The organism is Nitrospira sp. BLG_1 (assembly GCF_047338595.1).
Lineage (GTDB): Bacteria > Nitrospirota > Nitrospiria > Nitrospirales > Nitrospiraceae > Nitrospira_D.
In genome coordinates, this window is the sequence record NZ_JBLFBO010000006.1 from 1 (window position 1) to 22,631 (window position 22,631).

18 protein-coding genes are annotated in these 22,631 nt (G+C 54.3%); 13 read left to right on the top strand and 5 right to left on the bottom strand.

Annotated elements, in window-relative coordinates:
* Positions 1-60 precede the first annotated feature (60 nt).
* Both ACMTNU_RS07630 and ACMTNU_RS07635 read right to left on the bottom strand, forming a co-directional pair.
* Complete coding sequence (locus ACMTNU_RS07630; RefSeq protein WP_413934636.1) at positions 61-765, bottom strand: site-2 protease family protein; 705 nt, start codon at positions 763-765, stop codon at positions 61-63.
* Between the two features lie 10 nt (positions 766-775).
* Positions 776-1,633: a DUF2167 domain-containing protein gene (locus ACMTNU_RS07635; protein WP_413934637.1), complete on the bottom strand. Its 858-nt coding sequence runs from the start codon at positions 1,631-1,633 to the stop codon at positions 776-778.
* A 928-nt stretch (positions 1,634-2,561) separates the two neighbouring features.
* Between ACMTNU_RS07635 and ACMTNU_RS07640 the strand changes: the two genes are divergently transcribed.
* Together ACMTNU_RS07640 and ACMTNU_RS07645 are read left to right on the top strand one after the other, a co-directional pair.
* On the top strand, positions 2,562-3,848 hold the full coding sequence (locus ACMTNU_RS07640) for an OmpA family protein (RefSeq protein WP_413934638.1): 1,287 nt from the start codon (positions 2,562-2,564) through the stop codon (positions 3,846-3,848).
* Positions 3,849-4,172: 324 nt separating this feature from the next.
* On the top strand, positions 4,173-4,655 hold the full coding sequence (locus tag ACMTNU_RS07645; protein ID WP_413934639.1) for a hypothetical protein: 483 nt from the start codon (positions 4,173-4,175) through the stop codon (positions 4,653-4,655).
* 72 nt (positions 4,656-4,727) lie between these two features.
* Here the strand turns inward: ACMTNU_RS07645 and ACMTNU_RS07650 are convergent, their stop codons facing one another.
* Both ACMTNU_RS07650 and ACMTNU_RS07655 read right to left on the bottom strand, forming a co-directional pair.
* Positions 4,728-5,333, bottom strand: coding sequence for a 2,3-bisphosphoglycerate-dependent phosphoglycerate mutase (locus ACMTNU_RS07650; protein WP_413934640.1), 606 nt, complete (start codon positions 5,331-5,333; stop codon positions 4,728-4,730).
* Between the two features lie 54 nt (positions 5,334-5,387).
* Complete coding sequence (locus ACMTNU_RS07655) at positions 5,388-6,044, bottom strand: zinc-ribbon domain-containing protein (protein ID WP_413934641.1); 657 nt, start codon at positions 6,042-6,044, stop codon at positions 5,388-5,390.
* A 177-nt stretch (positions 6,045-6,221) separates the two neighbouring features.
* On the opposite strand from ACMTNU_RS07655, the gene ACMTNU_RS07660 reads away from it, so the two are divergent.
* From ACMTNU_RS07660 to fsa, 8 genes are all read left to right on the top strand, one after another.
* Positions 6,222-7,439, top strand: a complete 1,218-nt coding sequence (locus ACMTNU_RS07660; RefSeq protein WP_413934642.1) for an acetylornithine transaminase — start codon at positions 6,222-6,224, stop codon at positions 7,437-7,439.
* Complete coding sequence (argF, locus tag ACMTNU_RS07665) at positions 7,439-8,416, top strand: ornithine carbamoyltransferase (protein ID WP_413934643.1); 978 nt, start codon at positions 7,439-7,441, stop codon at positions 8,414-8,416. The genes ACMTNU_RS07660 and argF overlap by 1 nt, the downstream gene beginning before the upstream one ends.
* 9 nt (positions 8,417-8,425) lie before the next feature.
* A complete protein-coding gene (locus ACMTNU_RS07670) occupies positions 8,426-9,640 on the top strand; it encodes an argininosuccinate synthase (RefSeq protein WP_413934644.1) in 1,215 nt (404 codons plus the stop codon).
* Entirely contained in the window at positions 9,640-11,052 is a 1,413-nt protein-coding gene (gene argH, locus ACMTNU_RS07675) for an argininosuccinate lyase (RefSeq protein WP_413934645.1), read from the top strand. Before ACMTNU_RS07670 ends, argH begins: the two co-directional genes overlap by 1 nt.
* 265 nt (positions 11,053-11,317) lie before the next feature.
* A complete protein-coding gene (lysA, locus tag ACMTNU_RS07680; RefSeq protein ID WP_413934646.1) occupies positions 11,318-12,589 on the top strand; it encodes a diaminopimelate decarboxylase in 1,272 nt (423 codons plus the stop codon).
* A 2-nt stretch (positions 12,590-12,591) separates the two neighbouring features.
* Positions 12,592-13,470, top strand: a complete 879-nt coding sequence (dapA, locus tag ACMTNU_RS07685) for a 4-hydroxy-tetrahydrodipicolinate synthase (RefSeq protein ID WP_413934647.1) — start codon at positions 12,592-12,594, stop codon at positions 13,468-13,470.
* A 22-nt stretch (positions 13,471-13,492) separates the two neighbouring features.
* Positions 13,493-14,296: a 4-hydroxy-tetrahydrodipicolinate reductase gene (dapB, locus tag ACMTNU_RS07690; protein ID WP_413934648.1), complete on the top strand. Its 804-nt coding sequence runs from the start codon at positions 13,493-13,495 to the stop codon at positions 14,294-14,296.
* Positions 14,297-15,865: 1,569 nt separating this feature from the next.
* Entirely contained in the window at positions 15,866-16,513 is a 648-nt protein-coding gene (gene fsa, locus ACMTNU_RS07695) for a fructose-6-phosphate aldolase (protein ID WP_413934649.1), read from the top strand.
* A 134-nt stretch (positions 16,514-16,647) separates the two neighbouring features.
* On the opposite strand, the gene ACMTNU_RS07700 is transcribed toward fsa, so the two are convergent.
* Positions 16,648-17,334 carry a uracil-DNA glycosylase gene (locus tag ACMTNU_RS07700; RefSeq protein WP_413934650.1) on the bottom strand — a complete coding sequence of 229 codons (687 nt, stop codon included), beginning with the start codon at positions 17,332-17,334 and terminating at the stop codon, positions 16,648-16,650.
* 122 nt (positions 17,335-17,456) lie between these two features.
* Here ACMTNU_RS07700 and ACMTNU_RS07705 point away from each other — a divergent pair, with 122 nt between their 5' ends.
* From ACMTNU_RS07705 to ACMTNU_RS07715, 3 genes are read left to right on the top strand one after another with little or no spacing between them, the layout of a single operon-like run.
* Positions 17,457-18,506, top strand: a complete 1,050-nt coding sequence (locus ACMTNU_RS07705) for a lytic transglycosylase domain-containing protein (RefSeq protein WP_413934651.1) — start codon at positions 17,457-17,459, stop codon at positions 18,504-18,506.
* Positions 18,467-19,855: a glycerate kinase gene (locus ACMTNU_RS07710; protein ID WP_413934652.1), complete on the top strand. Its 1,389-nt coding sequence runs from the start codon at positions 18,467-18,469 to the stop codon at positions 19,853-19,855. The genes ACMTNU_RS07705 and ACMTNU_RS07710 overlap by 40 nt, the downstream gene beginning before the upstream one ends.
* 15 nt (positions 19,856-19,870) lie before the next feature.
* The gene (locus tag ACMTNU_RS07715) at positions 19,871-22,510 is read left to right on the top strand and encodes a PEP/pyruvate-binding domain-containing protein (RefSeq protein WP_413934653.1); all 2,640 of its coding nucleotides are present in this window, start codon (positions 19,871-19,873) and stop codon (positions 22,508-22,510) included.
* Positions 22,511-22,631 lie beyond the last annotated feature (121 nt).

Genomic DNA, 22,631 nt, shown 5'->3' on the forward strand with positions numbered 1-22,631 from the left:
ATTCTGGCCAGCGTCGCCCGATTTTGTCAGCGAACTTCAGAGACAGGACACTAGTTTCTGCTAGAGACCCACAGCACGATGCGTTTCGTACGTCATCACGCCTAGAAATCCTGCAAGCAAGAGATAATAGGTGGCGTAACTCCAGCGCGTGGACGGCGACACGTCGTAATACCGTTCTGACATCACCGAACCGGTCTGCCTGAATGTGGAAAGGAGGTGAGGAATCGACAGGAGTGCGAGAAGCAACAGCATCGGACTGTGGTTCCAAAGAAAGAGCACCACAATCAAGGGGGCTCCGATCCACCAGGTTTTCGGTGAAATAATCGACGTAATACGTCCGCCATCAAGTGGAGCCAGCGGGATCAGATTAAAGAGGTTCAGCATGAACCCTGCATAGGCCAACGCCCGAAGCAACGGACTCTGAAGGAAGTCGGCGGCGTAGAAGCAGCCCATAGCAGCGATGGTCCCGACAACCGGTCCAGCCATGGCCACATAGGCTTCCGTTTCCACATCCATCGGTTGTTCTTTCAACTGAATCCAAGCCCCGACGAACGGAATGAACGTCGGCGCCCCGACATCCAATCCACGCTGTCGAGCCGCCACAAAGTGCCCCATCTCATGGCAGAAAATCAGACCGACGAAACCCGCCGCATATCGCCACCCATAGATAAAACTATAGGTGATGACCGATAACAGCATTGTGCCGGAGGTCAGCAGCACCTTGCCAAATTTTGCTCCGGCGAGCAGGGTAAGTAGCGTTTTCATCTCATCCTCATCAGGCTGACGGCGGCGGCGTGGAGCGCCCCTTGACGATCTTCCACACCCAACCCACTACAGCCACTCCCGCGAGAAGAATGACCTTCTTGAAGGCAATGATCAATAGGAGCAGCTTCGCGAAGAGTCCTGACTTAAAGGCCGCGCCCGCAACCAGTGCTGCCAGCCCGACTGCTGCGACCTTGTCGGTCGTACTATCGAAATCCACATACCGTTTGCCCTGCACAAAGTTCAGATTCGATAACAGGCTCGCCGCATGGGGTTTCAGCGTAGGCAACTGAGCCAGGTCGGCTACGAGATTCATACTCATATATCCATGTCGACCAAGTGCGAGGGTATTGTAATTGACCGTCGTCCCATGGCTGGTCTCGGCGGAAATTGCCCAGACCACCTTGTTCGTGGCCTTATCGTAATGTGGCTTCTCCTCCCACCCTTTGATATTGAGCGCCTCCATCCCCATCTCACGCCGCTTGGCATTGGCTTCTTCCGTTCCTTCTTTAATAGAGTCCAGCATTTCATCCGCGTTCCAGGCAGACGCATCATCATCCTCCACATAGCCGGCATCGATGAACCGAATCACTACAAACCAATCACTGTCCCCTGAGCCACTCGTGACCAACCCAAGTTCCGCTCCGGAAGGGAAATTGCCCATCTCCCGCAAGAGACGTTCAGTGTCCTTTGGCCCCAAAAATCGATACCCTGAGGACAACGTTAGCGTGGCTTGATCCCCAAGTGGCGCGTCTAACGGCCCCTGTTGCCAGGCATAGGTCGGTTCGGTCGACTGCGCGTGGACCTCCCCCCACATGCTCAGGACGGCAACCACACCGACGAAATAGATACGAAAACTCATGGATGTCATAAGTCCTCCCAGATACGAGGTTGTAACACGAGACGCGGGAATACCCATCCTAAATCCTGTACGGGACAGAACTAGTCCGGTTAGTTCATGAAAGCTGCGCGTTCGTTCAGGACCATCAGCCAGCAGGCTCGTTGCCCGCTGGCTGACTTCGACACGGTGCTTCACACCTGCTCAGGGCTACCCCTGAGCGGAGGCCTGCTCTGACGGGGCTGACGTCGAAGCCAGAAGGGTGCCTTGTTCAGGACTCGTGAATAATGCGGGCTAGCAATTCGCCACGCCATCTCCCAGCAAAGGACGAATCGTAAGGACTCCGCACCGCTGACTCATCGCGCCACGCTACTCTATCCAATTGTATCCTGTGAGCCTATTCATTGATTCAATGCGAAGAGGGGATGCGCGCAATCTTGAACTGATGTTCCCGCCAAACAGGCCATTGAAATCGCCCTGTAGAACGCCGACGTATCAAGACGTCATTGAAACAGTATGTTGAGCGCGCGAGGGACGAGCCTACCACTTTCCACCTTGTTACCCTCTTCCCAATCCCCTACATGTAGTGTGATTGACCATAGATATGTACTATTACTTTTTAGGTACTGCTCCTACCGTATGCCTCACGCCCTCCATTCCCCCCGTCACCCCTGCAATCCTTTCTGAAAGCGCACTCAACGCACATACACCAGTTGCAAACGGACGCAAGAGAGCGTATAGGACATAGTAGCGTTTTCTCGTACCACCCAAATTTCAAGAGCCTGTATCCGTAGCAGATCCTGTGCTGTGGCTGGATCGCTTTCTTCTGTTTCGGTGTCGGCATGAGGCCGTGAGAACAGGACAAGGGGATGCCTCAGCCATTGGGTGTTCATATATTGAAACTGAGTTTTGTCGGAGTACCGACTTTTACCATTTTGTGAGGTGGGTCATGATTAGAACGATGAAACTTCTCGCTTGTGCCTTTCTCGTCACCCTCGTGGTGAATGGGTCTGAATCGAGCCTGGCTGCCGCTGCTCAGTCAGGGGCCTCTGAGGACGCTGCGCTGGTTTCGGCCATTACTCCCATGACGTCGATCACTATTGATGTACCCCAGAGCCAGGCGGGGGAAACCGAGGCAGCAGAGGGAGCAAAAGAGAAAGAAAAGGCGGATGCAGACATTGAGCAGGAAAAGGCACGACTCGAACTGCTCCTGCAACAGCTGACGGCCAAGGAAAAGGAACTGGCGCTCTTGCGAGAAAAGACTACTGCGGCTGCCACTCAGTTGAACGCAGAAAAAACTCGTGCTGAAGCATTGGAAGCACAACTCAATCAAAAAGAGCAAGAACTCGCGGGGATCTGCACAGCGCGGGACAACCACCAACAAATGTCGCAGGAGCTGAACCGGACCAAGAGCAGTCTCGAGTTGGCGAAGCAGCAGGTCTCTGACATTGAGCGGCAATATACGATCAGCAGTGACCAGCTCGATGTCGCCATGCAGCGGATCGCGGATCTGGACCTGCAGCTGGTGGCGAAAGATCAAGAGTTAACGATGGAACTCGCCAGCCGAGACTCACAGCTTGCACAGGCAAAGCGTATCCTGGCGAGTGTGGGGAAGACATTGCCAAAGCCGGTCAAGCTGACGCCCTCTATGAAGAATGCGTTTCCGCAACAGGCTGTTGCGCGTGTCTCCCCTGATATAACCAAGGTCAATGAGAAGTTGATGGCTGCACTCAAGGATGATCTAAAACGAGGCACCGTGGTGATGGAGCAACGCGGTGACAAGCTCACACTTGCATTGGCATCAGGCGAACTGTTCGGTGCAGGACGAGTGACCATGACACCGGTAGGGGCCGCCTTGGTCAAACGAATTGGCGTCGCCTTACGGAAATTCCGTCCTGAGAGCATCGAAGTCGCCGGCCATACCGACAGCATCCCGGTGAAGTACAATCCCAAGCGGCCGTTTAAGGACAATGCAGAGCTATCTCAGGCTCGTGCCGAGAACGCAAGCAAGGCATTAATCAAGGGAGGACTGGGCGCCGATCGAGTCCGAGCCGTCGGCTATGCAGACTCTCGACCCGTCGCGACTAACGATACGGAAGAAGGCCGGACCAAGAACCGGCGCGTTGAGATTATTGTGACCCAATCGACCCAACCGATCGCCTTCTCAGGTGAAAAGGACGGGCAGACCTCTGGGACCCGCACCGCTGCTCCATACGGAGCCGTGGTTCAAAAAGTCGCCACTCGCTGATTCTGCTGGATATCGCCCCTCCCGTCCTAGAACAAGCCGGGAGGGGCGATTTATCCTCCCTACATCTCGCTTCATTGCCCCTCATATCCCTCGAGACCGGTGATCGGATCACATGGCCACTTCTTCATTTCGTAAAGCGTCGAGCGGGAAATGTATTGCGTAACCGGGATCCTGAAGCTTCACGCTTCACAAACGACGAGCGACGACTCTTGTTGCAGCGACATCTCGATGGTGGCACTAGACATGTTCCGGAATGCTACGAAACGGCGCCGCAAGCCACCGCTTGAGGGGGAAACAGCCAGTGCAGTATGCTAGCACATAACCATGACACCAGCCGAAGCCGCGACAGCACTGTTCAGAACGATGCCTCATCCCATTACTTCTTCGCAGCTTGGGGAATACGGCATCGAGGCCGCTGAAGCTCAGGTCCCTGCCATCGCGCGAGAGATTCTCTCGCTGAACCTCTACTGGGCCCTTGCGGCCATCGACGCGCATATCCCTTCCAAGTACAGAGCCCTCATCAAGGAAGACCTGTTCGAGTCCGTACAAACCGAGTGGTGGCCTTCTGGGCAACTGGGGACAAGCACGTGGGTGGAGTATCAACCGGAGTTGAGTGAACGGCGTGAACACTATGCCCACCTGGTGGATCAGGAAGGGCTTAATCCCACAGGCATCTGTGCCGAAACAGCAGGCCGCATGGAAGACCTGGGCCTGATTGAACCAGGCAACCGCGAGAAGCTGCTCGTGCTGTTAATCGACTATGCGCCTGCTGCGGAATATGGTCGGCTGCTGGAGAATATCGGGTGAGCACCTTCCAACCCGCCGCAGCTCCGAGACAGCGCTGAGATCCGAGAAACACTCAACATTTCCATGAAGCAATCACAGATACCGATGCGACAAGACCTTCCCGCGCTCATCGAATTCGTAGAGTAGCGGCACTCCAGTCGGAATATTCAGCTCCAAGACCGCTTCTTTTGAGAGCTGATCCAACTCCATCACCAACGCGCGCAGACTATTGCCATGGGCGGCAATGATGATAGTTTCGCCCTTCAGCAGATGGGGCTTGATCATCTTCTCATAGTAGGGAAGCGTCCGCTCTGCCGTATCTTTTAAGCTCTCTCCACCCGGCGGCCTGACGTCATAACTGCGCCGCCAGATTTTCACCTGTGCATCACCGTACTTTTGGGCAGTTTCTGCCTTATTCAATCCCTGCAATTCCCCATACATCCGTTCGTTCAGAGCCTTGTCCTTTTCGATGGGGATCCCTGTCTGACCGATCACTTCCAAGACAATCCTCAGCGTCTCATTCGCTCTCATGAGCACCGAGGAAAAGGCGCGATGAAATTTCACCTCACGCAGTTTCTCCCCCGCACTTTTTGCCTCCTCAATCCCTTTGGGTGAGAGCGGCACATCCACCCAACCCGTAAAACGATTTTCCAAATTCCATTGCGATTCCCCATGCCGAAGTAAGACTAATCGAGCCATCCTCATTCCTCTCTTCCATCAAGATGATCACTGGGTGCCCACTGTCGCGACAGATCACGCCTGAGGCAGCATCGCTGCCTGCTTGGCCGGCCGACCTGGCTGCTGATCAACATCCGGCGGACCTTCCTGGACCATTTTGACCAATGTCGCCAGGAAAATGAGATAGAACACGACACCAACCCAAATGACGTACGGTTGCACACCACCGGACTCTTTCAGCACGGTATCTTGAGCAGCTGGGTCCATCCGATTGCTTCGCTTCATTTCTCCGATATGCTCCCAGCAATGCCAATAATAGAGATAATTAGCTGTCGCCCCCGCCATGACACTCCAGATGATCCCGGCAGACACATCTCCCGTAAGATAGGTGGAGACCATCGGACCAACGGCATAGACGAACGCATGGAGATACATCTTCCGGTATAGGAACCAGAGAAATGAGATATAGAGAAAGGCCGGCCAGTTCCATGAGAGGGCAAACCGCGGTTGCCCGTTCGCTGAAAACTTCTTGAACACCCGCAAATAATAGTCTGCATTCGGCCCGATAAATTGACGCCAGCGTGTCTCTTCGTCCTGAATCGGTTGGGCTGTCGTGTTCCCGGCGGTGGGCTCATCGGTAGATGCCTTCACTTCCATCAACTTTGCCCCACACTGATGGCAGAAGTTGGCATCCTCGGGATTCTGCTGCTGACACTGCCCACACATCGTCATGGCGAGGCAGCTTACCACACTCCGAAATGGAAGAGAGGATCATTTAAAACGATGATGGGCTTCCGGTTTGAGCACCGATCCGACCTCTCTTTTTGAGCTTGACACTCCCCTCCGCACTTGTTGCTCTTCCTACTGTCCCTGTGCTAGCGTTCCTTTCTTTCTAAGGGGATACGTCATATGCCGACTGAAGAATTGAAGGACGACGCGGCCAAGTACCTGATGCAGACTTACACCCGCCAACCGCTCTCGATCGTGCGGGGGCGGGGTGCGAAAGTCTACGATCTGGAGGGTCGCGAGTACCTGGATTTTGTGGCGGGGATCGCGGTAAATATTTTAGGGTATGGGCATCCGGACCTTGTCCAGGCGATCCAACGCCAAGCGGCTCAACTCATCCATACCTCCAATCTGTATTACACCGAACCCCAGGTGAAGCTGGCCCGTTTGCTGGTCAACCATTCGTTCGCCGACCGAGCGTTCTTTTGTAACAGCGGCGCCGAAGCAAACGAAGCCGCGATCAAGCTGGCACGACGCTACGGGCATGAGCGCTATGGAGCGACTCGTTTTGAAATTATCACGATGAAGAATTCGTTCCATGGCCGAACCCTGGCCATGGTCACGGCGACCGGTCAAGAAAAGGTTCAAAAGGGCTTCGAGCCGCTGATGCCCGGATTCGTCTATGCTCCGTTTAATGACTTCACAGCCATCGAGTCGCTCGTGACTGAGCGGACCGCAGCCATCATGCTGGAGCCGATCCAGGCGGAAGGTGGGGTGCATGTCGCTGATCGGGAGTATCTAAAGAACCTCAGGCAGCTCTGTACACAAAAAGACATCCTCCTGATTTTTGATGAGATTCAAACCGGCATGGGCCGAACCGGGACCCTCTTCGCCTATGAACAGCTGGGGGTTCAGCCCGACATCATGACCTTGGCGAAAGGCCTGGCCGGAGGCGTCCCAATCGGCGCCTGCCTCGCCAAAGAATCAGTGGCAGCGGCATTTACCCCTGGCTCCCATGCCTCAACATTCGGCGGAAATCCGCTCGCCTGTGCGGCTGCCCTGGCAGTCTGCCACGTCCTGCTTGAGGGGCCTGTGCTGGAGAACGCGAAGCGCATGGGGGAGTATTTGGCGAAAGGCTTAACTGACTGCAAGAGCCGCTATCGCGTTGTCCAGGAGGTCCGCGGGCTTGGTCTGTTACAGGGAATGGAATTGACGATCGATGCCAGAACGATGGTTGCCGATGCGCTGGCGCGCGGGGTGCTGTTGAATGCCGCGAACGAGCATGTGCTGCGCATGGTGCCACCCTTGATCATTACACAGCCGGAGATCGATCGACTCATGGATCTCCTCGGAGCACTCTTTACTCAACGCCAGGGGTCGGAAAAAGAATCTCACCACTGATGACCGCACGACCCAGACATCCACGAGGCACCGAGCGATACGCCAAGGACCTACTTGACGTGGCCACCATGCCAGGGACCCAAGTCCTTGCGCTCCTACGGCTGGCAAGGACTCTCAAGAAGAAGCAGCAACGGGGTGTCTCTCACCGGTTGCTTCGCGGAAAGACACTGGGACTTCTCTTTCAAAAGCCGTCGACGAGAACTCGCGTGTCCTTTGAGGCAGGCATGAACCAACTCGGTGGCCACGCCCTGGTGCTGCCGATGAGTGATATTCAACTCTCTCGCGGTGAGACCGTTGCGGACACAGCCCGCGTCTTATCCCGGTATCTCGACGGCATTGTCATCCGTACCTATGACCATGCGATCGTTGAGGAGTGGTCTGCAGAAGCCACCATGCCGGTCATCAATGGGCTTACTGATCACAGTCACCCCTGTCAGGCCTTGTCCGATCTTCTGACGATTCAGGAATTGAAAGGCCGGCTCAAGGGACTCAGTCTGGCCTACATCGGAGACGGGAATAACGTCGCCAACTCACTCATTGAAGCTGGCGCAAAGGTGGGGATGCGCGTGGTCATCGGGTGTCCTTCCGGCTATCAACCGGATCAACGAGTCATCGACCGCGCCAGAATCGATGGACACGCCAGTGGTGCTTCGATTGAGGTGGTGGAGAATCCCCTGGTGGCCGTGAAGGAAGCGGATGTCGTCTATACCGACGTGTGGATCAGTATGGGCCGTGAGCGGGAACAAGCCAGACGGTTACGCATCCTGTCCCCCTACCAACTCAATCACCGGCTCCTGCAACGAGCAAAGCCCGACGCGATCGTCATGCACTGCTTGCCGGCCCATCGGGGAGAAGAAATTAGCGCCGATGTGTTGGATGGCTCGCAGTCTGTCGTGATCCATCAGGCGGAGAATCGGCTTCATATGCAAAAGGCCATTTTGACTCAACTTCTTAGCCTCAAGAAAGGTGCGCGATAGGATTTGACTATGAAACCCACATCACTCAAGAAAATCGTCCTGGCTTACTCCGGAGGGCTCGATACCTCGGTCATCCTTAAGTGGCTGCAGGAAACCTATCACGCTGAAATTATTGCCTTTTGTGCTGATCTTGGGCAGGGGGAAGATCTGAAAGCGGTCAAGGCCAAGGCCCAAGCGCTCGGCGTCAAGAAAGTCTACGTGGAAGATCTGCGAGAGACCTTCGTCAAAGATTATGTGTTCCCGATGTTGCGTGGAAATGCGCTGTATGAAGGATGCTACCTCCTCGGGACATCAATCGCTCGTCCGTTAATTGCCCGCCGACAAGCCGAAATCGCGTTGAAGGAAGGTGCCGAAGCGGTGTCGCACGGAGCCACAGGAAAAGGCAATGACCAGGTACGCTTTGAGCTCACCTACATGGCCCTTGCCCCGCAGCTCAAAATCATCGCCCCTTGGCGAGAATGGACCATGCGGTCTCGCCGTGAACTCATTGAGTATGCCGAGCGGCACGGTATCCCTGTGACCGCGACCAAGGCCAAGCCGTACAGTACAGACCCCAATTTGTTCCACATCAGCTACGAAGGCGGTATTCTCGAAGACCCTTGGGAATCGCCGCCCGATGAAATCTTCCAGTTGACCGTCTCTCCGGAGAAAGCACCGAATAAGGCGCAGGAAGTCGAGATCGAATACCAGGCAGGCAACCCGGTCGCCGTTGACGGAAAGAAGATGCGTCCGGCCGCTTTACTGGCTCATCTCAACGAAATAGGCGGTGCACATGGGGTCGGACGGGTTGATCTGGTAGAGAACCGTTATGTCGGGATGAAATCGCGCGGGGTGTACGAAACACCCGGAGGCACGATTCTCCATGTGGCGCATCGGGGGATTGAGTCCTTGACCATGGACCGTGAGGTCCTACATTTCCGTGACAGCTTGATCCCACGGTTTGCCGGCTTGATCTACAACGGCTATTGGTTCAGCCCGGAACGTGACATGCTGCAGGCCGCGATCGATGACGCTCAGAAAGACGTCAGCGGCATTGCTCGCGTCAAACTGTATAAGGGGAGTTGTACGCTGGCGGGGCGCAAATCGAAGCGATCACTGTATCGGTTGGACATCGCCACCTTCGAAGAAGATGAAGTCTATAACCAGAAAGATGCGGAAGGGTTCATCCGGTTGAACGCATTGCGGCTCAAGATCCGCGCGCAACGAAAGAAAGCTTCGTCCTGATGGCCAAACGCAAACAGCACCAGAAGACCGCCGACCATGTACGAAAGGCATGGGATGGCCGGTTTCGGGAGAAGACTCATCGATTAGTGGAAACGTTTACGCGCTCCGTGATGGTCGATGGCCGGCTGTATGCCGAAGATATCGCCGGGAGCATCGCCCACTGTAAGACCCTTGCAAAGGCAAAGATCCTGACGGAAACAGAAACTCGGACCATCATTCATGGGTTGGACACAGTGAAAAGAGAGCTGGATCGCGGTCAGTTCACCTTTACGCCGCAAGACGAAGATATCCACATGGCGATCGAGCGGCGATTAACAGAGATCATCGGCCCTTTGGGCGGGAAGTTACACACCGGTCGAAGCCGAAATGATCAGGTTGCGTTGGATATTCGGCTGTATGTACGCTCCTATTTAGACAACCTCCATGCGCGCATACTCGATCTGCAACGTGCGTTGGTTACAAAGGCCGCTGAGAACCGCACAGTGATGATGCCGGGTTATACCCATCTCCAGCGAGCTCAACCGGTTTTGTTCGCTCATCACCTGTTAGCCTATGTCGAGATGCTCGAACGGGACAAGGGTCGACTGCGTGACGCAAGAAACCGACTCAACGTCATGCCGCTGGGATCCGGTGCCCTCGCCGGTACAAACTATCCGATCAATCGGCGATATACAGCTGAGTTGTTGGATTTTCCTGCCGTCACCGCCAATAGTATGGATGCGGTGTCTGATCGTGATTTCATGATTGAAGTGGCCTCGGCCCTTTCGGTTGTGATGATGCACTTGTCACGGCTCAGTGAAGAGTTGATCCTGTGGGCCACGCAGGAGTTCCAATTCGTCGACTTGCCCGATGCCTTCTGTACGGGAAGCAGTATGATGCCGCAGAAAAAGAACCCCGATATCCCGGAGTTGGTACGGGGGAAAACAGGTCGCGTATATGGGCACCTATTCAACCTGTTGGCACTGCTAAAAGCTCTGCCCCTCACTTATAATCGCGATTTGCAGGAAGACAAACCGGCACTCTTCGATGCGCTTGATACCGTGGACTCCTCGCTTGAGGTGATGACCGAACTGATGCGCCACGTACAAGTCAACCGAGAGAGACTCACGAGCGCACTGCAAGGAGGTGGGCTGTTGGCCACCGAGCTGGCCGACTACTTGGTTATGAAGGGTGTGCCGTTTCGTGAGGCGCACGGTATTACTGGACGGATCGTTCGAGCAGCCCTTGATCGTGGCTGTGAAGTGACCGATCTTTCGCTCGAAGAGTTGCGTAGGTTTTCTGGGCGGATTACACAGGACGTGCTCACACGATTGACTACCGTGGCTGCCATTGATCACAAAGGACAAGTCGGTGGTACCGCTCGAGCTCGAGTAGAGCAGCGAATCAAGGAACTGGAGAAACACCTCTCATGAGAACACTACCGGTTCTGATCTCGACAGGGTTACTGGTTGCTTGTGGCGTCGTGGGATCTCCTGTTCCCCCTGAGTATGTAGGCGTCGCCCCTATCGTTGAAAAGCAAAAGAAACAGCATGCACTCCAGACAGAGCGCGAGGCAGTAGACCCAGGAGCTTCTGACCTGTCTCTGGACGGACATGATATAGGTCTTCCACCTTCACAGCCGGTGGGGACTCGGTGACCCTCAGCGGACGAATCTACTTTTGATTAAGGATTGAGACGATGCATAGCTTTGAGTACCAACAGGGCGAATTATACTGCGAGCAAGTCCCCGTCAGCCGGATCGCGAAAGAACTAGGCACTCCTTGTTATATCTACAGCCACGAGACTCTCATCCGTCACTTTCATGCCTATGACAACGCGTTCAAGGATATCCCGCATGTCATCGCTTTTGCGATGAAGGCCAACTCCAATCTCGCCATTCTGCGGCTGATGGCACGAGAAGGGAGCGGAGTGGATATTGTGTCAGGTGGTGAACTGTTCAGGGCCATGAAGGCCGGCGTACCTGCATCAAAAATCGTCTTTGCCGGTGTCGGCAAGTCACCGGACGAAATTCGTGACGCGCTCAAGGCGAATATTCTTATGTTCAATGTCGAGTCTGCCGCCGAAATTCGCGCGATCAATGATGTCGCCGCTTCGGTCGGCATGAAGGCTCGGATTGCCTTGCGAATCAATCCCGATGTGGACCCCAAAACACATCCGTACATTTCGACAGGGATGAAGAAAAGTAAGTTCGGGATTGCAGCCGATCGTGCATTGGAAGAATACAAAATGGCATCCTCGATGAGCCACATCGACGTTGTAGGAGTTCATGCCCATATCGGCTCACAGTTGACGGATGTGACGCCGTTCGTAGATTCGTTAAAGAAAGTCGTGGCTCTGATTGACACGCTAAAAACCCATGGCATCAACATTCGCTATCTGAATATCGGCGGTGGACTCGGTATCACCTATTCCGATGAGAAGCCGCCGTTGCCTCAGGATCTGGCTCATGCGATTTCACCTCTCGTCAAGGGGCTGGGGCTGACACTGGTCATGGAACCAGGCCGTGTCATCGTCGGGAACGCCGGCATCCTCGTAACTAAGGCGTTGTACGAGAAAGCTGGTGAGACAAAGCACTTCGTCATTGTCGACGCGGCCATGAACGACCTCATTCGCCCCAGTTTGTACGGGGCGTACCATGAGATTCGACCAGTGAACGAAGCGGCAGTCCATCGCCCTAAACAAATGGTGGATATCGTTGGGCCCGTGTGCGAATCAGGAGATTTTCTAGCCAAAGAGCGCTCGTTGCCGAACATACAACCTGATGACTTGCTGGCGGTCATGAGTGCCGGAGCCTACGGTTTTGTGATGGCGTCAAACTACAACTCTCGACCACGGGTTCCAGAAGTCCTCGTGAAGGGTGGTGAATTTCATGTCATTCGTGAACGAGAAACGTATGATGACCTCATCAAAGGAGAGACGATCCCGTCGTTCCTGAACAAAACGGAGTGAGCATGTTTACTGGATCTCTTGTCGCAATCGTCACACCATTTCGCAAGGGCAAGGTTGATGAACGGGCCCTGGCTGACCTGATTGAATGGCAAATTGCAAATGGGACAAACGGCATCGTCCCATGCGGAACGACCGGGGAGTCAGCCACTCTTTCTCACGATGAGCATAATCGGGTCATCGAACTGACGGTGGAAGTCGTCCGTCGTCGCGTTCCAGTGGTTGCCGGAACCGGCTCAAATAGCACGGACGAAGCGATTGCCCTTACCAAACATGCGAAGCAGGCCGGCGCCGATGCGGCATTATTGATCACACCCTATTACAACAAACCCACACAAGAAGGCCTGTACCGCCACTACCGAGCCGTTGCCGAGGCTGTCGACCTTCCCTTGGTTCTGTATAATATTCCTGGTCGTACCGGAGTGAACATGCTCCCGGCCACGATTGCCCGTCTCACCACCCTTCCGACGATTGTTGGAGTCAAGGAAGGGAGTGGATCCGTCCAACAAGCCTCGGACCTCGTCCTGATGTGCGGCAACCGCCTCACTGTGTTGGCCGGTGATGATGCTCTGACTCTTCCAATGATGGCGGTTGGCGGGAAAGGGGTCATTACGGTGACGGCAAATATTGTGCCGGCAGAAATGGCCAGGCTTGTCGCATCGTTTGCCGAAGGAAAGATCGAGGAAGCTCGACGTATCCATTTCAAACTCTCTCCTCTCTTTGCTGCACTGTTCTTTGAAACGAATCCAATTCCGGTGAAGGAAGCCTTGAGCTTGATGGGCAAGATCGACTCTGAGCTGCGCCTACCCCTCTGCTCAATGGCACAAGACACACGCGAGAAGTTGGTTCAGGCCCTTAAGGATGCCTCATTGATCACACGTTAATGATGCCGATGGTGAGAAGAAGATGATCAAGGTCGTTGTAGCCGGCGCTGCCGGACGAATGGGATGCAGGTTGGTGTCACTGGTCAGGGATTCCACCGCGTTGATGCTGGTAGGAGCGCTGGAGGGGAAAGGCCACCCGGTATTGGGAGAAGATGCGGGTGAATTCGCCGGGTCAGGACGAGCCGGTGTCCCGATCACGGAGGATCTATCGGCCTTGATGGAGCGAGGGGAGGTCGTGATTGATTTTTCTTCTCCCGAGGCAACCCTTGATCACATGCGAACAGTCGTTTGCTCACGACGTGCAGCGGTCATTGGGACGACCGGATTTTCAACCGCCCAGCTCGATGAACTTAAGACGCTCACCCAACACATTCCTTGTGTGTTTTCTCCCAACATGAGCGTCGGCATCAATCTTCTCTACAAAGTCATCAGCGAGATGGCCAAAACCCTTGGGGACGACTACGATATCGAAGTGATTGAGGCCCACCATCGGTTGAAGAAGGACGCTCCAAGCGGCACAGCCCTCAAGATTGCTGAAGTTCTCGCACGATCCGTAAGCCGTGATTTGAATCAAGTGGGTGTCTATGCTCGTAAGGGATTGATCGGGGAACGGACCAAAGGTGAAATTGGGATCCAAACCATTCGTGCCGGTGATATCGTCGGTGACCATACCGTTCTGTTCGGTGGCATGGGCGAACGCATAGAGGTGACGCACCGAGCCAGTAGCCGCGATACCTTTGCCCGCGGAGCTCTCCGTGCTGCACGATGGGTCGTCCGCCAACCGCCAGGTCTGTACGATATGATGGATGTCTTGAGTCTTCGCTAGCAAGTTGTTACACGGGGTATTGCTCTTGACCGAGTTCTGGCGAGGATCCTTTTTCTGATCTCACAAGATGCCCAAAGGTCTCTCACTTTCCGCATTGGACAAGCCAGATCACGCTACCCCCCACCAGACCGCGTCGACAAATCACGTGCGCGCTCGAAGCTCGCTCCTGATTAGCCAAGAGATACACCTTCCCTATTGCTTCTTGATCTTGAGGCCGTTTTCTTGCCACCAGCTGTGTGAACTGGCAGCAAGTTGACCTCAGATTAGAGGAGTCGCTGAGCGTGAACGGGGAAAACACTCGGGCCGACCCATTGCCTCCCGATATGTTCCCCCATCAACGTGTAGTAGTTTGGAGACAGGAAGGATTAGTGTCGCGCCGTGATCGGCCGAGGTTCCTGATCCGCTGCTTTCCGACGGCCACAGTTTAAACACGCAAATACTGTGATCGCCAGCCCAGCATCCAAATCCACTGCTCGTTCTGGAAGCATCGCTCCATGGCATTTATCGCAGGTCTTCATAGGTGCGCACTCTAGCATCATGAGATAGGGAAAACCAGTCCTCCTGAAGTACTGTATGACACCGAGAGATGAGTCCCAATAAGACCTATTCAAATGGGCCAAATGAACTTGCTCGACGAACAGTGGTATACAATCGACGGACGGCAGCGATCAACTTGACAGGTACCGATAGCTCTCATAGGATTGTGGACAAGCTAGCAGTAGACCACTATGTATAGACTCATTCTTGTCAGTTTGCTCCTCACCATCCTGTACTACCTACTCCGACACATGTTTCACGGCTTCAAAACTCCACTTCAAAATAGCCAGGGAGATTCTTCCGCACAGAGTCCGGGTGACGAACTGGATCAGATGATCCAGGACCCAGTCTGTCACATATTCGTCCCGAGGCGAATAGCCCTAATCGAATTGATCGGAGGACGGGAATATTGCTTCTGCAGCAAGGAGTGCGCAGGAAAGTTCCGAGATGAGCACCCTATCTAGACGTCGAGTCTGGCCCTAGATCATTCCAACTCTGTGCAGATTCAGGACAGGGCATCCTACATAGAATTCTGGCTAGCAGCCTGAGGAGTAACTATAGTCGGAAAGTTTTTCATTTTTATCGAACTTGAGAGTAATTTGACATTCATTGGGCTTAAAGTTGAATAGTGGCGGACCTGATTTTCCTCCGGCAATACTGTAATAGGTCCAAGTCTCTCCTCCAAAAAACCGGGACGCTTTGCCGGTTGGGGCCCCCCAATTTTTCTCAAACCAGGCTTTCTCCTTCCCCTGAAGCTCAGCAGGCTTAAGCGACGCTTCCAGGTAAGGATTACTCCCTCCGCAGGCGGTGACCACGCTACAGATACACAACAGATACACCATTCGTCGTATCACATTTTCTCCGTTATGAAATGGAGTGAATCTAAATTCAAAAAATTCTAACGTTCAGCGTACCGTCTGTCAAACTTTTGAACTGATTAAGTTGCACTACGATCGAGTTCCTCATAGAATGACCAATGAGTAAGTAGAATCGATATCCGTCCACTGTTTCTTGGTGAGGAAAGGGACAATCATGAAGATTTATCTCGATACCGCCAACGTGAAGGAAATCCAGGAAGCCGCCAGCTTCGGACTGCTCGACGGCGTGACAACCAATCCCTCCTTGGTCGTGAAGGAAGGTCGAAGTTTTCGAGAAATGCTGCAAGAGGTGTGCAAGATCGTCGACGGGCCAATCAGTGCCGAGGTCGTAAGCATCGAAGCAGACGCCATGGTCAAGGAAGGCAAAGAGCTGGCCAAGATTCATCAGAATATTGTAGTGAAATGTCCCTTGATCCCAGAAGGGTTGAAGGCTACAAAGCGGTTAGCCGCCGAAGGCATCAAGGTAAACGTCACCCTCTGCTTTTCTCCGACTCAGGCCATGTTGGCCGCCAAAGCCGGGGCCTGGTGCGTGTCACCTTTCATCGGACGCCTCGATGACATCAGTTCGAACGGGATGGAGCTTATCCGACAGATCCTGACGATCTATAAGAACTATGATTATAAGACGCTGGTATTGGTGGCAAGCGTCCGTCATCCACAGCACGTCGTAGAAGCAGCCTTAGCAGGTGGCCATATCTGCACAATGCCCTACAGTATATTCCAGGCCCTCTTTAAACACCCACTCACTGATTCAGGCCTCAAAAAGTTCCTCGACGACTGGAAAGCAAAAGGGCAGCAATAGGGCCCCTGTGGTAACTGCCTGGGTACGGGCACAAGACATGAGTGGGTGAAATTATGTGGTACTGAGGCTGAACGGTTGAAACGGGCTCTAGCAGTCTGCTGAAAAACTTGCACGAATGGTTTTTCAGCAGACTGCTAGAGCCCGTCTATTTCTTTCCTAGCCCGCTGAAAAACTGCGTGGAACATCGGTCTGGTCAATTTTCCTGTAAACGTGTTTTGTTGGCTGGGGTGATAGGAGCCTACCAGAGTTACCCCCCGGGAAAGTCGGTAGACAGCTCCGTGTCCAAACTTAGGAGCTGGTACGGCAATCGTATGGCCTTGTGAACGATAAGTCTTGAGATAGTGATCGAATGCAATTTTCCCTAACGCAACCACGACACGATGATTCTTCAGCAGACGAATTTCTTCCTCCAAGTACCGGCTACAACACTCAAACTCATCCGGCGTAGGCTTATTCCCTGGTGGCGCACACCGCACGGTTGCTCCAATATAACAGTCCCTCAGAGCCAGACCATCTCCTATGGACCGCGATTCGGCTTGATTGGCGAATCCATGGCGATACAACGCCTCATACAGCCAATCTCCACTCCGATCACCGGTAAAGACTCGTCCCGTCCGATTTCCACCATGGGCCGCAGGCGCCAACCCCAGGATATAGAGTCGAGCTTGAGGATCTCCAAATCCGGGAACCGGTCGTCCCCAGTAGACCCAATCTCGATATTGCTTCCGTTTCTGTTCTGCAATCGCCTGTCGATACACGACTAAACGAGGACAGGCTGTGCAATCGGTGATAGTCTTGTTCAGACCGGTCAGAGTTCGCATGGAAGACGGCAGTGTAGCATGAATGAGAAACCCATTCTGCTTGCCGGCAATTTAGGGAGCTGATAGCTTCACTGCCTGCGCACTTTTAACCTATTCGCAATATGATTTAGAGGAGTCTGTGAATGATGATCCATTGGGTACGGTCCTTCATGTGGGCGACTTATGTCATACTTCCTCTTATCTCGCTACCTATCCCTTTGTTGGCCTCGACAGATCCAGGGGCAAATAGCGGGCAAAAACTGGAGACGGAGAAGGATCTGCTTACGCCCGACTTGTTGGATGGACAACCAGAACCGGAAGACCGTCTGGTCATTCTGCCGGAAATTAAGCGCGAGGGAGAGCGATTCTTTCTGAGCTCGTTCAAGCTGCCGGACAAGATCACCTTTGCCGGGGTGCAGGTTCCCCTGGATAACTGGCAAGTGAGAGAACGGATCGAGTATGAGTTCTATCAATTCTTAGAAGATCAAGGAGAGAGCATCATCCTTGCCAAACGTACCGGGCGCTGTTTCCCTCCAGCTGAAAGGCAGTTGGCGGAAAACGGTTTACCGGACGATCTCAAGTATATGTTGCTGGTCGAGAGTAAATGCATTTCTGCCGCCTACTCGAAAGCGAAAGCTTCAGGGCCCTGGCAATTCATCCCCTCTACGGGGCGACGCTACCGACTCAAGAGTGATGCCGTCCGAGATGAACGTCGCAATCTCGAAATGTCGACTGAAGCGGCGGTAAAGTACCTCAAGTACCTCAAAGACTTTCAGGACAATGATTGGTTCTTGGCGATGGCATCCTACAACGCCGGCGAAGAACGGATTCGTAAGCTGCTTAAGGAACAAAAAATTACCGACTATTGGAAGATGCACGGGCCTCGTGAGACTATGCGCTACGTCCCTCGCATCATCGCGGCGAAGGAAATCTACTCCCAGCCGGAAAAGTATCTCGGACTGACCAAGAAAGATCTCTACATGCCATTGGAGACGGAAACTATCACCGTGCACGTGAAGGAATCTCAACGAGCGTTGGCATCCGTTGCTGAGGAGTTCGGTACGTACCTCCTTGAGATCAAAATGCTGAATCCGGAGTTCAAGAAAGATATGCTCCCTCGGGGATCGTACCAAATCCGAGTTCCTCGCCAGACATGTCCCAATCGCTGTTTCAAACAGGATCCTACCCCCTGACATTCGTCTCCATGCTGCTTCGTCTTCCCCCCTCTCCCATACGACCGTTTCTTCACAAGCTACTGACCGCAGGACTTGCGGCCGCAGATCCCCATCAGGCCCTGCTCAAGACAGTCGTCCTCAACGGAGCATCCCTGCGAATAGGACGACGATCATTTGACCTGTCCCATACCAAACGGGTCATCGCCGTCGGGGCCGGCAAGGCATCAGCAAGAATGGCGCAGGCCTTAGAGATCGTGCTTGGAGAACGGCTGGATGACGGACTTGTCATCGTGAAGACGGGACATTCACTTCCCACAAGACGAACGGCTGTCCTCGAGGCCGGCCATCCAATCCCTGATCGCGCAGGACTTGTGGCGACTCAACGCCTACTGCGCTTGACACAGACCCTATCACCGAGAGATCTGCTGATCGTTCTCTTGTCCGGAGGGGCATCCAGCCTGTTACCGGCTCCGGTCTCAGACGTGACCCTTGCCGACAAACAGCGTACGACGCAGCTCCTGCTTCGATGCGGCGCCACAATTAATGAGGTCAATGTCGTCCGAAAACATCTCTCCCTGATCAAGGGAGGCGGACTAGCCGCCTCTACAAGTGCGAGGATCATCACCCTTGTCCTATCCGATGTTATCGGTGATGATCTTGGCTCAATCGGATCCGGCCCCACAGCTGCTGATCCTTCTACGTTTACCGAGGCTGTCGAGGTCTTGCAGCGTTACCAGATCTGGTCTGCAGTCCCATCAGCAGTCCGTCGCTACTTGCAGCGGGGACAAAAAGGAGCGGTACCAGAAACCTTAAAGCCTGGTACGCCTCGTGGACGATCAGTCCACCACCACATTGTCGGCAGTAATCACATCATGCTGGAAGCTGTGGAACGTGTCGCACGGGACGCCGGCCTCTTCACCAAGCTTTTATCCTCACCGCTCACAGGGGAGGCACGTGTCGCAGCCAAGCAGCTGGTCGAACTGGGGAAAGCACTCAGAACCAGGCGTAGCCGCGTAAGACGCCCCTACTGTGTGGTGGCAGGAGGGGAAACTACGGTAACGGTCACAGGTCATGGAAAAGGAGGACGTGCCCAGGAATTTGCAGCGGCAGCCGCATTCGAACTCTCAGGTCTTTCCAATGCATGGATCGTCGCGCTAGGGAGCGATGGCACCGACGGACCAACCAAGGCAGCAGGAGCTCTCGTGAGTAGCGAAACCGTCTCACGTGCAAAACGACTCAAGGTTGACCTCCAGAGTGCATTGAACAGGCACAACACCTACCCAGCCTTGAAGAAGCTTGGATGCCATATTCACACCGGCCCGACCGGTACCAACGTGAATGACCTTTACCTCTTCCTCCAACTCTAGATACTATGCGGCCGTATGGTGTCTTCCTTCATCATCCCACTCTCGCACTGTCATGATCTGAGTCTCGTGGGTGGGAAAGCCCTTGGACTTTGCCGACTGATTGAGGCTGGATTCCCAGTCCCGCCCGGACTCTGTGTGACAACCGACGCCTATACCCACCATCTCCACGGTTCGGGTTTCCGAGACCAGGACGAGTGGCACCGGATCATTGGATTGTCGGAATCTGACCGACCTTCGGCATTGGCTGGTTATCAGTCCCAAATCACCCGAACCGAGATTTCCCATCTCATCACGGACTGCCTGACCGCGTTACAAGCTCTGGGACACCCCCCTGCCATTTGCTGGGCGGTCCGCTCTTCGTCCACGACCGAGGACACCGCTCATGCGAGTGCTGCCGGTCTCTATCGCACTCACCTTGGCCGCACACTTGCGGAAGTGGAGTGCGCAATCAAAGATCTCTGGGCCTCGCTGTGGGAGCTCCGGGTTATCAGCTACCTAGCCAGGCAAGGCCGAAAAACGGCGCCGAGGATGGCCGTCGTCATCCAACCAATGGTCGATGCGCAGGCAGCAGGCGTCGCGTACTCCGTTCACCCTGTCACGAGACGACGCTCGCAGGTCATGATCAATGCCATCCCTGGTCTCGCTGCGCCGCTGGTCGACGGGACGGTTACCCCAGACGAATATGTGGTGGAGGTACCCGCTGAAACAGGGAAACCATTCCAGATTCTTACCCGTCTCTTAGCCAGAAAGACTGACTGTTTGCGCGTCTCGAATACAGGCTTGCAACAAGCTTCACTCGAAGAAGACGCACAAACCCGATCGTCTCTCACGGATAATCAGCTTGTTGTTCTCGCCCAGATTGCCAAGGAGATTGAGCGGACCTTTGGACAACCCGCCGATATCGAATGGGCCTTTGATACGGAGCAACTCTGGATCCTACAGGCTCGCCCGATCACCACCATTCGACCAACTCCCGACCTGACAAACGACGACTGCGAATGGTCACGAACCAACTTTAAGGAAACGCTCCCTGAACTTCCCAGTCCATTGAGCCTTTCATTCCTAGAGCAGTTTATGGACCGCTACATCCTCGAGCATTACCGCCGGCTCGGGTGCCGAATTCCCGAAGGACTTACCTCGGTCCGACTCTTACAGGGACGCCCATACCTGAACGTCACCCTCTTTCACCTGTTGGTTGCGCAGCTCGGCGGCGATCCTGCATTGAATGCGGAACAGATGGGTGGTGAACCGCTGCAAAGGCCGCCGCAGGTTCAAGCGCTCGGGAAAATGACGTCCCTTCGTGCCGCATGGCTGATGCTGAAGGAAATGCGCCGCGTCGAGCGAGTGGGGCCACGTGTTTTTGCCGAGATGAAGGGGCTGGCCCGTACCTATCAACGCGAATCTGTGCTGAACCTCTCCCCTAACGAGCTCATGTCGGAGCTCGACAAGCTTGGTCCGTGGCTTGAGAGCCGGGAAGTCACATTCGGCATTGCGGGGGGAGTCGGACAGTGCCTTCAAATTTTAAGCAAGGTACTGCCCGGATGGTTGGGCCCTGACTGGCGAATGCTGCTGAACGCCGCGCTGCAAGGACAGGGGACCGTCATCAGCGCGCAACAGATTCTTCGTCTGGCAGGACTCACCGATATCGCCAAAAGAGACCGCCATACCCATACGATCCTTACATCAGCATCATGGAATCCAATAACATTCCGAACGACTCTGGCCGGCACAGAATTTCTGCACGCCTTCAACAAATACCTTGACGATTATGGGCATCGCGGCGTTGGCGAATCGGACGTGATGTCGCCACGCCTCGCTGACAACCCTACGGCAATCCTGTCGATTCTACGCGCTCAAGTGATCTCCGATGCTCCCTCACAGGACACCGTTCTATTGCGTCAAGGCAACAAGCAGGTCTCCTCGCTCGCTGAGATCAGGCAACGCCTAGGCTGGCGGTTGGACCGGTGGGCCATCTTCCTCTGGTGTTATCGACGCTTGTGCCGATTCTTTTCGTTGCGAGAAGCCAATCGGCACCATTTGATGTATTACTCAGCAGCTATCCGAGCCCTCCTGATCCGGCTTGGAGAACGCCTCGTCGAACAGGGGTTACTCCGGCAGAAAGATGACATTTTTTTCTTAACCATTGCCGATCGGACGGACTTGATGAACGGAAACACCCAAGACTGGAATGCGGTAATCGCCGCCCGGAGAGCCGAACGCGAGCAGCGTATCGCGATCAATGTACCAGACACCGTTCACGACTGGACAGCTGTGAGGCACCGAACCGTAACACAAGATCACGCTGGGGAAGACGGCGCCTTATCAGGCATACCAATCAGCATTGGAACCGTAACTGGTTCAGTTCGCCTCATTCGATCAGCAGCAGACTGGAGTAAGGTGATACCAGGAGAAATCCTGGTGGTCCCGGTGATCGACCCAGGCTTGGCCCCCCTCTTCGGCCTCGCAGGAGGGTTGATCGCAGAAATGGGCGGCACCCTTTCTCATGGAGCGATCATTGCTCGAGAATATGGATTGCCGGCGATCGCAAACGTGGAGTCAGCCATGGTACGACTTTCCGATGGGGTGCCGGTCACCCTCGATGCCGGATCCGGGACCATTCGTATAGGGCCGTCTCAATCGGCAAAGTCTATCTAGGGCTAATTGATCCCGAGCCGTCTGCGCCTTGACCTTTCCCAATACCTTGCGTAATCTTCGAACGATTCTCTATTGAATACGCTATATGTAGCGGCTCAGTCTTATGGACAAATTGGCATGT

Excerpts from the sequence above, each read along its gene's own strand:
- ACMTNU_RS07710 (WP_413934652.1), top strand. The coding sequence starts at position 18,467 with ATGTCCCAATCGCTGTTTCAAACAGGATCCTACCCCCTGACATTCGTC.
- lysA (WP_413934646.1), top strand. The coding sequence starts at position 11,318 with ATGCATAGCTTTGAGTACCAACAGGGCGAATTATACTGCGAGCAAGTC.
- ACMTNU_RS07705 (WP_413934651.1), top strand. The coding sequence starts at position 17,457 with ATGATGATCCATTGGGTACGGTCCTTCATGTGGGCGACTTATGTCATA.
- argH (WP_413934645.1), top strand. The coding sequence starts at position 9,640 with ATGGCCAAACGCAAACAGCACCAGAAGACCGCCGACCATGTACGAAAG.
- ACMTNU_RS07670 (WP_413934644.1), top strand. The coding sequence starts at position 8,426 with ATGAAACCCACATCACTCAAGAAAATCGTCCTGGCTTACTCCGGAGGG.
- ACMTNU_RS07715 (WP_413934653.1), top strand. The coding sequence starts at position 19,871 with ATGGTGTCTTCCTTCATCATCCCACTCTCGCACTGTCATGATCTGAGT.
- fsa (WP_413934649.1), top strand. The coding sequence starts at position 15,866 with ATGAAGATTTATCTCGATACCGCCAACGTGAAGGAAATCCAGGAAGCC.
- ACMTNU_RS07655 (WP_413934641.1), bottom strand. The coding sequence starts at position 6,044 with ATGACGATGTGTGGGCAGTGTCAGCAGCAGAATCCCGAGGATGCCAAC.
- ACMTNU_RS07660 (WP_413934642.1), top strand. The coding sequence starts at position 6,222 with ATGCCGACTGAAGAATTGAAGGACGACGCGGCCAAGTACCTGATGCAG.
- ACMTNU_RS07640 (WP_413934638.1), top strand. The coding sequence starts at position 2,562 with ATGAAACTTCTCGCTTGTGCCTTTCTCGTCACCCTCGTGGTGAATGGG.
- ACMTNU_RS07700 (WP_413934650.1), bottom strand. The coding sequence starts at position 17,334 with ATGCGAACTCTGACCGGTCTGAACAAGACTATCACCGATTGCACAGCC.
- dapA (WP_413934647.1), top strand. The coding sequence starts at position 12,592 with ATGTTTACTGGATCTCTTGTCGCAATCGTCACACCATTTCGCAAGGGC.
- ACMTNU_RS07645 (WP_413934639.1), top strand. The coding sequence starts at position 4,173 with ATGACACCAGCCGAAGCCGCGACAGCACTGTTCAGAACGATGCCTCAT.
- ACMTNU_RS07635 (WP_413934637.1), bottom strand. The coding sequence starts at position 1,633 with ATGACATCCATGAGTTTTCGTATCTATTTCGTCGGTGTGGTTGCCGTC.
- argF (WP_413934643.1), top strand. The coding sequence starts at position 7,439 with ATGACCGCACGACCCAGACATCCACGAGGCACCGAGCGATACGCCAAG.
- ACMTNU_RS07630 (WP_413934636.1), bottom strand. The coding sequence starts at position 765 with ATGAAAACGCTACTTACCCTGCTCGCCGGAGCAAAATTTGGCAAGGTG.
- ACMTNU_RS07650 (WP_413934640.1), bottom strand. The coding sequence starts at position 5,333 with ATGGCTCGATTAGTCTTACTTCGGCATGGGGAATCGCAATGGAATTTG.
- dapB (WP_413934648.1), top strand. The coding sequence starts at position 13,493 with ATGATCAAGGTCGTTGTAGCCGGCGCTGCCGGACGAATGGGATGCAGG.